Raw genomic sequence first — 13314 nt, forward strand, 5'->3', positions numbered from 1 at the left:
GCTTTGGGCGGTAAGGCGTTATGGAGCGTAGTGGCTTGATCGGGGCGGCTGGCGCCGCCCACGCGGGTGCCTCTTTCGCTCGTTGCTCTCGCTCTTTCGTTACGCCGCGCTACGGGGTTGGTGCCGCCATTCGAGGTGTTGACGCGATGATCGTTATGCCGCGCTACGGGGTTGGTGCCCATGCGTATCGTTGGCGGCGCCCCCGTAGCGCGGTGTAAGCGGAGCGCACCCGCGAAGCACCCCGTGAGGGGTGCCGGTGAGGCCAGTGAGGTTTGCTCGATCACCGTGGCTTAATCGGGGCGGCTGGCGCCGCCCTTCGCGGGTGCCTCTTTCGCTCGTTTCTCTCGCTCTTTCGTTACGCCGCGAAACGGGGTGGTGGTTCCATATAGGTAACAGGCATCGGGAAATGATGAGCCGTTAGTCATTACTTAGCTGCCAGCCGCATATGGATAATTTTTTGATAATAAGCGCTTAACTGTCTCTTTTTCTGCCTTAATGCATCGATTTCGGATCTCGTCAGCGGTTCTGAAGCCGACGAGATAACTTGATTCGTTGGCGGTGAGGGCTGAGATGTGTATTCCGAAGATATTTTTGATTTCATCAGAGAAACGCTCCTCCAATAGCTGAGTATGTTTTTTTAAGGCTCGAAACTCCTTCGAACGACCTGCATTTACTAACAGAACCGTCCCAATAACGTATCCACCATTCATTAACAAATAATTAGCCAGCTCAGCTAACGTGCTACCCATACTAGTGACGTCATCTACTAATATATAACGACCACCATGCTGAACAGCTCCCTCGAATGAGGGTCTTGCAATGAGTCTTTCCATAGGGTCAGCCCCGGTATGAAACACTTTTTGCATTTGAACGATATCTGTTTCACTAACACCATCTAGCACCTCTGCGCACATCAGCGAGAGGATCAGAGGTAAAGCATTATCACCTGAAGCCTCTTGAGCGTAGGGCGATACAAAAATACTTCCTTCAGGAAATTCATTTTCAAGAGAGAACAGAAACTCAAGAGCCAAATCACCCACAAGTTGTAAAGCAGCTTCTGCATCTCCTGACTTGGCATCTCTATAGGCAGCATGCTGCTTTATATCTTCATCACTCGTGAAACAATGAAAATGCTTGGTTTCTTTTGGAAATGCATACACTCTATCCATTGCATTGTCTCAAAATGTGCAGCTGATCGATCTCCGTAACATACTTGGCCTGTTGATTAGCCATTATGAACCTTCACTTCTTTCCCTTTCCGAGCGTACATCGCTTCCAGCTCACGTTTGAGTGCGCTGCGGGCGGTTTGTTCGCCATGCACCAGGTGGATGGTGCGGGGCCAGCGGCGCATGCGTTTGACGAAGTTGAGCAGGCCTTTTTGGTCGGCGTGGGCGGAGTAGCCGCTGATGGAGGTGACGCCTGCTTTGATATCGTATCGCTGGTTGTCGATCTCGACCCAGCCGCCACGCGGGCCGTATTGCTGTATGGCGCGGCCTGGTGTGCCTGCGCCCTGGTAGCCGACGAACAGTACCTGGTGGCGTTCATCACCCAGCATGGCTTTGAGGTAGTTCATGATGCGCCCGCCTGCGCACATGCCGCTGGCGGCGATGACCACCGCTGGGCGGCCTGTGCTGGCCAGGTAGCTGACCGTTCGCTCGTGGGCTTCGTGGCTGTCTACGGTGTAGAGATTGGCGAAGTTGAGCGGGTGACGGCCACTGCGCAGGCGGCGTTGGGCTTCGTCGTCCCAGTAGGGCTTCAGCTCGCGGTATACCTGGGTAAAACGGGCGGCCAGCGGTGAATCGACGATGATCTCCAGCGTTTGCCATAGGCTTTTGGGCAGCCCGCGTTTGGCGTTGCGCTCGGCTTCATGAATGATGCCTTCCAGCTCGTAGAGCAACTCTTGGGTTCGGCCAATGCTGAAAGCGGGCACCATCACGGTACCGCCGTTGGTGAGCGCTTGCTCGATGGCCTGTTTCAGCGTGGCGCGGCGCTGGCGGCGGTCGGGATGTTGGCGGTCGCCGTAGGTACTTTCGAGTACTAATTGTTCACAGCCATAGGGCGATTGGGGCGCGGGCAGTAGCGGTGCGTAGGGAGCGCCTAGATCGCCGCTGAAGATGACCCGTTCCTTTTCGCCGTTGGGGTGCTGGTGGGCTACTTCCACGTAGCTGGAGCCCAGTATGTGCCCTGCCCGCTTGAGCTTCACGCGGGTGGTGATGCCGCCTTCTTCGGTTTTTTCAAACACGCTGTGCCATTTTCCATAGGGCACACTGATGAGCTGGGAAGCCAACTGCTGCTGGAAGCGCTCGATCAACTGGGTGTTACGGGTGAAACCGATTTTCAGGGCGTCTTCGATCACCAGCGGCAGCAGTTTGGCCGAGGGGATAGAGCAGATGATGGGCCCTTTGAAACCCGCCGCCAGCAGGTAGGGCAAGCGGCCTACGTGATCGATATGTACGTGGGTGATGACCAGCGCTTTGACGGTGCTGATATCGAATTCGATTTGTAGCTGCTGGAAAGCATCTTCTTTTGCGTCTTCGCCTTGGAATAGCCCGCAGTCGATCAGCAGTGAGTGTTCGCTATCGAGGGTGAGCTGGTGGCAGCTTCCAGTGACGCCTGTGGCACCGCCGTGGTGGGTGATGTTGAGCATTGAATTCCTTTTCGTGCTTTCTCTTACCGGTATGGCATTTTGGCGTTTGGTGGCGTGATCGGGGCGGCTGGCGCCGCCTTCGCGGGTGCCTCTTTCGCTCGTTGCTCTCGCTCTTTCGTTACGCCGCGCTACGGGGTTCTTGCCACGCTTCTAAGTATGCTACGTATTCGTAGCGCGGTGTAAGCGGAGCGCACCCGCGAAGCACCCCGTTAGGGGTGCCGAATATGCCACTGGGGTTTGCTCAATTACCGTGGCTCGATCAGGGCGGCTGGCGCCGCCAACGCGGGTGCCTCTTTCGCTCGTTGCTCTCGCTCTTTCGTTACGCCGCGCTACGGGGTTGGTGCCGCCATTCGAGGTGTTGCCGCGATTGATCGTTATGGCGCGAAACGGGGTTGGTGCCACGCCTCATAACGTTGGCGGTGTTCCCGTAGCGCGCTGTAAGCAGAGCGCACCCGCGAAGCACCCCGTTAGGGGTGCCGATGAGGCCTGCTCGATCACTGTGGCTTGATCGGGGCGGCTAGGGCCGCCCTTCGCGGGTGCCTCTTTCGCTCGTTGCTCTCGCTCTTTCGTTACGCCGCGCTACGGGGTGATCGCCCATGCGTATCGTTGGCGATGCATCCGTAGCGCGGTGTAAGCGGAGCGCACCCGCGAAGCACCCCGTTAGGGGTGCCGAATATGCCACTGGGGTTTGCTCGATCACCGTGGCTCAATCGGGGCGGCTGGCGCCGCCAACGCGGGTGCCTCTTTCGCTCGTTGCTCTCGCTCTTTCGTTACGCCGCGCTACGGGGTTGGTGCCGCCATTCGAGGTGTTGACGCGGTTGCTCGTTATGGCGCGAAACGGGGTTGGTGCCACGCCTCATAACGTTGGCGGTGTTCCCGTAGCGCGGTGTAAGCAGAGCGCACCCGCGAAGCACCCCGTGAGGGGTGCCGATGATGGCGTGAGTGTCAGCGGTTACTGAATAGGTTCGATCAGGGCTTCCAATGTGTTGGCACTCAATATGCCTTCCATCCAGTTTTCCAGCTGCTCTATGGAAGCCGTCTCAATTTGGGTATCGGCCCATGACGGTAACTCGCCAAACTTCAGCATGAGCAGCTTTCGCAGCATGTTTTGCGCTTCATGCTGACGGCCCTGTTGCATGCCCTGTTGCATGCCCTGTTGCATACCTTGCTGCATGCCTTGCTGCATGCCTTGCTGAATACCTTGCTGAATACCTTCCGTACGAAGACGCTCTGCTAAACCAGCCATTTTGCTTTCCTCCTGAGGATAGCGCCTTTGGTAGGCTTTTCTTTCATCTGTGCTTAAATCGCTGTAGATATCGACAAAGTCTATGTATTTGAGTTGCTTTTCAATGCTTGGTTCCAGCGAAAACAGGCCTTGTATGGCATTGGCGTATACATCGATTTTATCTTTCTCTGCCCATTCCATATTCGGTAAATTAAGCCGTGCTACGATATTTTGGCTACTAAAATACTGATTGGCCGGCAATTTATTTAAATGTGTATGTAAATAGTGAAACTGTAGGTAGCTATGGCGTTCACTTCGAATATGCAGGCTTTCTGCCACTTTTTTATTAGAATTCAAAAAAATCACCACCGGTACCACTCGTTCTGTATCGAATAGCTCACTCAGGTGCAGTGTGTAGTGCGCCAGCCTGTGGATCGAGAAACGGCCGGGATCCGTTTCTTCTTCTAGCGTGAACAGTAGCGCTTCGCGTTGCCCATTTGGCCACTCTACCAGCAACGGTACGTCTAGCTCATGAAATCTGTCACCCAGGCGCTCTTTTAATTGCTCCTGGCGAATAGGAGTGACTTTGACGCTAGGCAGTAAATCTCCAGCCTCTTCTGATGCAAAGAAAGCGAGGGCTTCGCGAGGATAGTCCAAAATCAGGTTCTTGAAATTTTGATCGTGGCTTGTACGGTTCGCCATGGCTTTTCCTTGCTGTGGCTTAATCAGGGCGGCCGACGCCGCCCTTCGCGCCGGGCCGCCGCTGCGGGTGTCTCTTTCGTTCGTTTCTCTCGCTCTTTCGTTACGCCGCGCTACGGGGTGATCGCCCATGCGTATCGTTGGTGATTCACCTGTAGCGCGGTGTAAGCGGAGCGCACCCGCGAAGCACCCCGTTAGGGGTGCCGATGATGGCGTGAATATTAGCGGTTACTGAATAGGTTCGATCAGGGCTTCCAATGTGTTGGCACTCAATATGCCTTCCATCCAGTTTTCCAGCTGCTCTATGGAAGCCGCCTCAATTTGGGTATCGGCCCATGACGGTAACTCGCCAAACTTCAGCATGAGCAGCTTTCGCAGCATGTTTTGTGCTTCATGCTGACGGCCCTGCTGCATGCCTTGCTGAATACCTTCCGTACGAAGACGCTCTGCTAAACCAGCCATTTTGCTTTCCTCCTGAGGATAGCGCCTTTGGTAGGCTTGTCTTTCATCTGTGCTTAAATCGCTGTAGATATCGACAAAGTCTATGTATTTGAGTTGCTTTTCAATGCTTGGTTCCAGCGAAAACAGACCTTGTATGGCATTGGCGTATACATCGATTTTATCTTTCTCTGCCCATGCCATATTCGGTAAATTCAGGCGCGCCACGATATTTTGACTACTAAAATACTGATTGGCCGGCAATTTATTTAAATGTGTATGTAAATAGTGAAACTGTAGGTAGCTATGGCGTTCACTTCGAATATGCAGGCTTTCTGCCACTTTTTTATTAGAATTCAAAAAAATCACCACCGGTACCACTCGTTCTGTATCGAATAGCTCACTCAGGTGCAGTGTGTAGTGCGCCAGCCTGTGGATCGAGAAACGGCCGGGATCCGTTTCTTCTTCTAGCGTGAACAGTAGCGCTTCGCGTTGCCCATTTGGCCACTCTACCAGCAACGGTACGTCTAGCTCATGAAATCTGTCACCCAGGCGCTCTTTTAATTGCTCCTGGCGAATAGGAGTGACTTTGACGCTAGGCAGTAAATCTCCAGCCTCTTCTGATGCAAAGAAAGCGAGGGCTTCGCGAGGATAGTCCAAAATCAGGTTTTTGAAATTTTGATCGTGGCTTGTACGGTTCACCATGGCTTTTCCTTGCTGTAGCTCCGTCGGGGCGGCTAGCGCCGCCTTCGCGCCGGGCCGCCCCCGCGGGTGCCTCATTCGCTCGTTGCTCTCGCTCTTTCGTTACGCCGCGCTACGGGTTTGGTGCCGCCATTCGAGGTATTGACGCGATTGATCGTTATGACGCGATACGAGATCTCTGCAAGCTTCTTAACGTTGGCGGTGTTCCCGTAGCGCGGTGTAAACAGAGCGCACCCGCGAAGCACCCCGCTAGGGGTGCCGAATATGCCAACGGGGTTTGATTAATCACCCTGGCTCAATCGGGGCGGCTGGTGCCGCTAATACGGGTGTTGGCGGCTATTTATTGCTACGTGCGTTATGAGGGGCGTGCAGATCTCACTTTAGATCTGTCCCATTTTTTAAGCACTGAATCGACAAACCAAAGTGAATCAATTTTCTTAAATTCGCTTGCGCAGATATCGCAGCAAAATACGTTTCAAACTCTTTAGCAAAAGACTTTACGGACGCCTTGCCCTCAGACATTGCGGTTGAGGTTTTTTCAATAACATCATTTAGCTCAATATGCTTCGCAATATCATCAGGATTTAAATATTGCCCTAATGGTATTTTCTTACTAAGACCTGAATCCGTGAGACCGGCCCCCGGAAGCACTTCTAACCCACTGACCTGCATGGCAATATAGCCATTATCGCCATTCACCCAGACAGTGCCATGCCCAACATAAAGTTCCGCGCCAGTTGCCGCACCCTCACCAGCCACGCCGGGCTGTCCATCATCGGGCAATGCTTCGAGATCGCTGGCGTCGACAGCATCGACAGCCGCTTCCCCACCACGCTGGGCATGCGCACCAGTGACGTGATCAAGAGCTACCTGGGCCTGCTGTGTCTGGGCATGAGCGACTATGACGCTGTCGAGAACTTCCGCCGCGACAAGCCCTTCCAACAACTGCTGACCCTGCAGAAGGTGCCGAGCGCGGCGACACTGCGACAGCGGCTGGAAAAACTTGCCGCCAACGACCTGCAGGCGCGCACCGCCACCTGGTCCACGACCCTGCTGTCACTGATCGAAGCACCGATCACCGCCGAGACGACGCACGTCTGCCTGGACATCGACACCTTCGTCATGGACAACAGCAACTCGAAGAAGGAAGGCGTCTCGCGGACCTACCAGAAGGTCGATGGCTACACCCCGATCGCCGCCTATCTGGGCAACGAAGGGTGGTGCCTGGGTCTGGAACTGCGGCCTGGCAAGCAGCACACCATGAAGGAGAGCAACGCCTTCCTGGAGCGGGTACTGCCTCGCGCCCAATGCTTGACCAAGCAACCGATCCTGTTACGCGAGGACAGCGGCTTCGACAGCCAGGCGCACCTGGCGCTTCTCGAACAGCAACGCCAGGTCTTTGCCGACGAGGGGCGCCGGCTCGACTATGTCGTCAAATGGAACCCGCGTGGCTCGGCCACGGCTGATCGAGATACCTGGCTGGCGGTGGCGGCGGACTACTGGGAAGAGCTGCGTCCTGGCAAGCGCCAGGCGCTGTGGTCGCAGACCGTCTCGATCCACGACGACAACAAGACCGAATACGTCGTCCAACGCGTGATGCGCCTGGTAGAGCGCACCGCCGATCGCGATGGCCAGTTGCTGCTCGAACCGGACTATGAGTTGGAAGGCTGGTGGACCAGCCTGGACGAGGCGCCGGAGGCGGTGATCAAACGCTACCAGGCGCATGCCACCCATGAGCAGTTTCACAGCGAGATCAAGACCGATCTCGACCTGGAGCGCTTGCCGTCCGGCAAGTTCGCCACCAACGATCTGATCCTGCATCTCGCCCAGTTGGCCTACAACATCCTGCGCCTGATGGGACAGCTGGGCATGACCGGCGAGCTGAGCCCGGTTCGCCACCCGCCAAGCGGCGCCGGCTGCGCACCGTGCTACAAGAGCTGGTGCACCGTGCGGCTCTCGTGATTCACAAGGCACGGCAGATCATCCTCGACTTCGGGCAGGATATCGGGCGCATGACGGTGCTCAAGACGCTGCGGAGCCGAGTGCGTTATCCACGAGGAACGCCATGCTGACCGTCAATCGGCGACACTCTATCCACAAGCAGTTCCAAGCGACACGCGATCGCCAGATATGTCGTGCCTGGCGGGTGGAAAGGCATGACAAAACGGGCCGTCAGCACCGATCAGCACGGTGGGTTTTGGCAATAACGGGCTTGCGAAAGCCAACTTGCACGGGGCGAATGATCAAAAAGTGCTCGCTGGCGGTGATAGGGAAAGTGTCGGCGCCGGCTTCACGGATTCAGGTAAGAAAAAATTGAGTCAGGGTTGTTTTACCCGAGCCATTTGGGCCAGCAACAAGCCTTAACCTTGGCACAAATACTCCCTAAGATTGAACGGCTGGGCTTGTTTTAACTTTTTGAGCTGCTTGACCTGATGATCGGGCGACTCTTCAACCAGATAGCCATCACGTTCATAGACCACAGAAACACCTGCCGCCAAATTTCTTTGGATGGCCGCGCGAGAGGATTCACTCGCAAACTGCATGAGTGAGCGCGTGTCTTGCATTGGATCTTTTCTCTTACCTTTGCGCACCATCGCTAGCTTCTCGTGGTTTGATTTCTGACTCATGATTTCCCCCTTCTCAGTACAGCTTGTGAAACCATAGATTCATTATAGACCGAGTAGTTTCGAATAGAGCAGGCTATTGCAATGATTCATTAAATATCGTGGCTCGATCAGGGCGGCCGACGCCGCCCTTCGCGCCGGGCCGCCGCTGCGGGTGTCTCTTTCGTTCGTTGCTCTCGCTCTTTCGTTACGCCGCGCTACGGGGTTGGTGCCCATGCGTATCGTTGGCGGCGCCCCGTAGCGCGGTGTAAGCGGAGCGCACCCGCGAAGCACCCCGTTAGGGGTGCCGAATATGCCACTGGGGTTTGCTCGATCATCGTGGCTCAATCGGGGCGGCTAGGGCCGCCCTTCGCGGGTGCCTCTTTCGCTCGTTGCTCTCGCTCTTTCGTTACGCCGCGCTACGGGGTTGGTGCCCATGCGTATCGTTGGCGATGCATCCGTAGCGCGGTGTAAGCGGAGCGCACCCGCGAAGCACCCCGTTAGGGGTGCCGAATATGCCAACGAGGTTTGATTCATCACCGTGGCTCCATCGGGGCGGCTAGGGCCGCCCTTCGCGGGTGCCTCTTTCGCTCGTGACCTCGCTCTTGCGTTACGCCGCGCTACGGGGTGGCGACACCCTTCACCATTCACCATTCACCATTCACCATTCACTACTCACTACTCACTACTCACCACTCACCACTCACCAACAACTCTAATCCCGATGATCCTTCACAATCATCATGAGCATGCTGAGGATGAAGGCGAGGAAGATGGTGATGATGGCGAATACCGTGCTGTTGTAGAGGCGGTTGGGCTCTGTGGGGTATTCGGGCATGAGCGGGCTTTGCAGCACGCTGACTTGTTTGAGCTGGCGGGCGGCTTCCAGGCGGGTGTTTTCCAGGGCGGCCAGGGCGCTGGAGTAGGTTTCCTGGGCGAACTGGGCTTGCAGTTCCAGGGTTTCGTATTCTGCCGAGATGCGGTTGAGCGAGTTGCCGGTGGCTTGGGCCAGGCGGTCGCGCTGTTCGGTGATTTGGTCGCGTAGTGCTGCAATGCTGCGCTCTACTTGGCGTAATTCGGCGGATTGCGAGCTTTGGAAGCTGGCCAGGGCGTTGCGCTGGGCCTGGAAGCGGGCCAGGTCGGCTTCGAGGGTGGCGACGACCTGGTTGATGCTTTCCACCGTGCTGGTGGGTGATACCAGGCCGTGCTCGTTCTGGAATTCGAGCAGTTGGGCGCGGGTGTCATTGAAGCGCTCTTCCAGGCGCACCATTTGGCGCTCCAGGAAGCGTACCTGTTCGTCGGCCAGGCGGTGGCCCATTTCGTTCATGTGGTTTTCGCCGGCCTCTAACAGCAGCGATGCCATGTCGTGGGCGAATTCCGGGGTGTAGCCCTGCACACGAATGTTCAACACCCCTGCGTACTCGTCTAGCTCTACCTCTACCCGGCGCAGGTAGTAGTCGTGCAAGTCTTCGATTGGAACGTTGGGGTCGCGCAGCTTCGCAAAGAAATCACCGTGTTCGCTGTAGTGCTGGCGAATACCGAGCTGCTCGTCTAGTAGGCGCAGCATATCTACCGAAAGTAAGTGCTCACGCAATAGCAATAGGTCAGCGGTGTTACCTGACCCGCCCCCCATTAAGGATGACAGGCTAAATTCTGGCGTGGCGACCTGAGGGCTTTCTAACACCACGGTCGCGCGCGAGACGTAGCGCTCCTCTGCCCATACAAACCAATAAAAACTAACGAGCAGGATAGCGATTAAGGCCAATGCCCAGTGCGGTGACTGCTTGATAAAACGAGTAAACGATACGTGCATGGGTTATTTGGCCTTTAAACGATCAACAAAACGTAGATGCATGAGTAGTCCTAGCGCATTTAGAGTCAATGTCACCAACCAAAAATAAAGCATGCTAGTGCCATGGATCACTTGGTAATTTTCGAAAAAACCAAGCCGCAAGTTTTCAAGCGCATGCGGAACGGGGTTAAACATTAAATACTCAAGCAACCAGTGCGGTAATTGATTAAGCGGAAAAATTGCCCCCGAGATAATCATTAACGGTAGAGATAGCATTCGAACAACTTTACCGACTTCAGGCACCAGGGTTGCTGAGACTGATGTCACTAGACCCAAACCCACACCGAGACACCAAAGGGACAGCCAAGCAGCCATCGCTCTAATGGCGTTATCGGGGTACATATCAAGCCCCAGCATTAACCCCCCACCAATAAAGATAAGGAATATAAAACTCCGTAGAGCGCCTTCAAGAAAATTGCGCACTAATACTGGGTCTATAGGTTGTACTTGGCGATAAGCAAATAATGAACTGTTAGCATCAATGGCTCCCATACCACGCATCATGCCTTCGCGTACTAAAAAAAACCCCATCATTCCAACGATCATCCAGGGTATAAAGGGTGCATTCGCTATTAAGTTATCGCCACTAACGAAGCTACGAATACCCACCATAATGGCAACAAGCGCAAAGGGTTCGAAGATCATCCAGAACCAGCCCATGCGGTCGCCCATGGTGCGGGAAAGAGCTTCCCGCATGAACATGGCGTACCACACGCTGCGGGTAACTTGCCAAGGGGTGCGCGCCCCTTTCGGGGCGCTATTACTATTTGTCATAGTGCTTCTTTTAAATTAGTAAGCGGAAAGTGGTGTGCATAATGTTCATTCACCACTCACCATTAACTATTCACCACTCACCATTCACTATTTACCAACCACCCATCACAGGTCCAGGGCGACGCGGGTGGTGACGGCGATCTGGAAGAGGATCTGGGTGAGGGTCGAGGCGAGCTGCAGGTTGTGCGTGGGTGCCTTGGGCATGACGAGGATTTCGTCGCCGGGGCGCAGCGGGGTGTTGCGGGCGTGTTCGACGGCGCCGTTCTGGCGTACCAGCAGGATCTGGTCGCGGTCGGCGCGTTCGGTGAAGCCACCGGCGCTTTCCACGTAGTCGATGACGCTCATGCCGGGGCGGAAGACGGCGGCCTGGGGCACGAGGATTTCACCGCTGATGAGCACCGAGTCGCTGATTTCAGGAATGGTGATCACGTCGCCATCCTGGAGGCGGATGTCGGTGATGCCGTCGCTGGAGGCCACCACCAAGCGGCCGCTGGGTTCGAGCTCACGGGCGCGTTCGATGAAGCGTTCGATCAGTTCGGCTTCTTGCAGGCGGATCTGGGCTTCCTGGTCGGTGCGCGAGGAAGCGCCCAGGTAGGTGGTTTCCAGGCGGCGCAGGCTGTCCTGCAAGGATTGCGCCTGTTGCTGGCGCACGCTTTCCCGCTGTAGCGAGATGCTTTCCACGGCGGTCATGTTTTCGGGGACGGCAATGGCGTCGAGCAGTTCGCTGAGGCGCGCATTGCGGGGCAGCGCAAACCGCGAGGGGCCATAGTAGCTGCCTTCGATTTCCACCACGATGGTTTCACTGCGCTGGTCGGCGCTGAACACCACTTCGTCACCGCTGCGTACCGTTTGGCCTGCAAACAGGTTGATGGGGAAGTATTGGGCAATCGGGCCGTCGTCGCGATCGCCGCGCAGCAGCACGTGTGAAACGCCGCTTCTCAACCGGGCCAGGTTGATGATTTCGGCACCGCTGAGCTGGTTGCCGATCAGTTCGTAGCGGTGTTCGCGGTGTACGTCACCCACCACGGCAATGGCGGGGCCACGCTCTTCCACCACGATGGTGTCGCCATCCTGGAACTGCGGGCGGGCGATGGTGCCGTTGATGAGAAAATCGTAGAGGTCGACGGTGGCTACGGTGCGGTCGTCACGGATGACGCGAATCTGGCGGTAGCTACCCAGGTCCTGGTCGATGCCACCTGCCTGGTCGAGGAAGTAGAGCAGCGAATCGTTGGGGGTGCCTGCATAGCGGCCCGGATTTTCCACGTAGCCGGTGACGAACACGGCCACGGGCTGAACGCCTTGCACGTTGGTGTAGACCTCGACGTTATCGGGGTACACCGAGGTAATGGCGCCGCGTACGCTGCCATCGACCTGTTGGCTGTTCTGCCCTTCCACGTTGAGCGGGCCGGAACCGGGAATGAAGATGTTGCCCTGGGCATCCACGGGCAGCACGCGGTCGAACTCGAACGCGCCCCAGGCGCGCACGGTGATCTGGTCGCCGGGCTTGATGCGGTAATCGGCGTTCAGGCCGTCTCCCATGGCGCCACGAAAGCCCCCGGTGAACAGGTTGGCACCAAAGGGCGGCAAGGCATCGGGGTTTTGGGGCGGCGTGGCGATGGGGCCGTAGGTGCCGCTGCGCCAGTCGGCGCGCGGGGTGTCGTCCACCTGTTCTTGCTGCCCCTGCTGGCCGCCTTGCTGGCTGCCCTGCTGGGGAAGGATGTCGTTGGAGAGACTGATGGATTGCGCCATGGCGGGCGCAGTGGCCAGCGTGGCAAACACCAGCCCGGCCGTGGCCAGCACGCGCTTCAGCGGAGCCAACAGGGTGGGGGTGGAAGTGATCGTGGCCGGCATGTCAGCGCCCTCCTGCTTGGGTGACCAGGCGCTGGTGTGCCCAGCCATTGGGGGTTTCACAGGCGAGTGCTGCGCGTACGCTGCCGTCGGGCTCCATCACTTGGAGCTGGCGGCATTTGCGCCCGCTGGCGGCCAGGTACGGGGCTTCGGCGATGATTTCCACGTTGTCGCCCCAGGGGGTACGGGCGGCGGTGTGTACACCGCTGGCGGGCGATTGGGTGAGGAAGCGATTGAGCGCTTCGTCTTCCAGCAGCGACGCGGCATCCTGGGTAAGCACGTATTGAGGCGCTTGCTGGGCGCTGCCAGAGGGGTACTGGGTGGCGCAGCCGCTGACCAGGGCCACGCTGACCGCCGCCAACAGCATGCGAGCTGGCCGCGAGACGTAAATTGGGGTGTTCAACATAGTGGATTCCATCAAAAAGGCACGCTACCGCCCAGGGATTGATACGGGCGCATTCCCTTGCCCTACGCTGTGCGGATGAATAGAGGTTAACCTGAGATATAAAAATGCTCGGCTATTGTA

The 13314-nt window shown here is 56.7% G+C and carries 10 protein-coding genes and 1 pseudogene; 1 reads left to right on the top strand and 10 read right to left on the bottom strand.

Annotation, left to right across the window (positions count from 1 at the left end; translation table 11 throughout):
• Positions 1–428: 428 nt before the first annotated feature.
• From RVM27_RS03000 to RVM27_RS03020, 5 genes are all read right to left on the bottom strand, one after another.
• A complete protein-coding gene (locus RVM27_RS03000) occupies positions 429–1169 on the bottom strand; it encodes a phosphoribosyltransferase (protein ID WP_081136789.1) in 741 nt (246 codons plus the stop codon).
• Between the two features lie 56 nt (positions 1170–1225).
• The gene (locus tag RVM27_RS03005) at positions 1226–2647 is read right to left on the bottom strand and encodes an MBL fold metallo-hydrolase RNA specificity domain-containing protein (protein ID WP_498957318.1); all 1422 of its coding nucleotides are present in this window, start codon (positions 2645–2647) and stop codon (positions 1226–1228) included.
• A 952-nt stretch (positions 2648–3599) separates the two neighbouring features.
• Positions 3600–4574, bottom strand: coding sequence for a DUF4351 domain-containing protein (locus RVM27_RS03010; protein WP_498957319.1), 975 nt, complete (start codon positions 4572–4574; stop codon positions 3600–3602).
• Between the two features lie 225 nt (positions 4575–4799).
• A complete protein-coding gene (locus RVM27_RS03015) occupies positions 4800–5714 on the bottom strand; it encodes an RpnC/YadD family protein (RefSeq protein WP_498957320.1) in 915 nt (304 codons plus the stop codon).
• A 372-nt stretch (positions 5715–6086) separates the two neighbouring features.
• Entirely contained in the window at positions 6087–6410 is a 324-nt protein-coding gene (locus RVM27_RS03020; RefSeq protein ID WP_498957321.1) for a hypothetical protein, read from the bottom strand.
• A 12-nt stretch (positions 6411–6422) separates the two neighbouring features.
• On the opposite strand from RVM27_RS03020, the pseudogene RVM27_RS03025 reads away from it, so the two are divergent.
• A pseudogene (locus RVM27_RS03025) lies at positions 6423–7783 on the top strand (IS1380 family transposase).
• A gap of 288 nt (positions 7784–8071) precedes the next feature.
• Here RVM27_RS03025 and RVM27_RS03030 read toward each other — a convergent pair.
• The 5 genes from RVM27_RS03030 to RVM27_RS03050 all read right to left on the bottom strand — a co-directional run bounded on the left by RVM27_RS03030 (position 8072) and on the right by RVM27_RS03050 (position 13194).
• Positions 8072–8338 carry a hypothetical protein gene (locus RVM27_RS03030; protein WP_016913346.1) on the bottom strand — a complete coding sequence of 89 codons (267 nt, stop codon included), beginning with the start codon at positions 8336–8338 and terminating at the stop codon, positions 8072–8074.
• Positions 8339–9029: 691 nt separating this feature from the next.
• Positions 9030–10127, bottom strand: coding sequence for a KpsE/RkpR family capsule polysaccharide export protein (locus tag RVM27_RS03035; RefSeq protein WP_498957322.1), 1098 nt, complete (start codon positions 10125–10127; stop codon positions 9030–9032).
• Positions 10128–10130: 3 nt separating this feature from the next.
• Positions 10131–10940, bottom strand: coding sequence for an ABC transporter permease (locus RVM27_RS03040; RefSeq protein ID WP_498957323.1), 810 nt, complete (start codon positions 10938–10940; stop codon positions 10131–10133).
• A 105-nt stretch (positions 10941–11045) separates the two neighbouring features.
• Complete coding sequence (locus tag RVM27_RS03045; RefSeq protein ID WP_498957324.1) at positions 11046–12791, bottom strand: polysaccharide biosynthesis/export family protein; 1746 nt, start codon at positions 12789–12791, stop codon at positions 11046–11048.
• A gap of 1 nt (position 12792) precedes the next feature.
• Positions 12793–13194: an RT0821/Lpp0805 family surface protein gene (locus tag RVM27_RS03050; RefSeq protein ID WP_498957325.1), complete on the bottom strand. Its 402-nt coding sequence runs from the start codon at positions 13192–13194 to the stop codon at positions 12793–12795.
• Between the last annotated feature and the right edge of the window lie 120 nt (positions 13195–13314).

Origin of the sequence: Halomonas sp. KM007 (assembly GCF_050709225.1) — a bacterium.
GTDB lineage: Bacteria > Pseudomonadota > Gammaproteobacteria > Pseudomonadales > Halomonadaceae > Vreelandella > Vreelandella hamiltonii.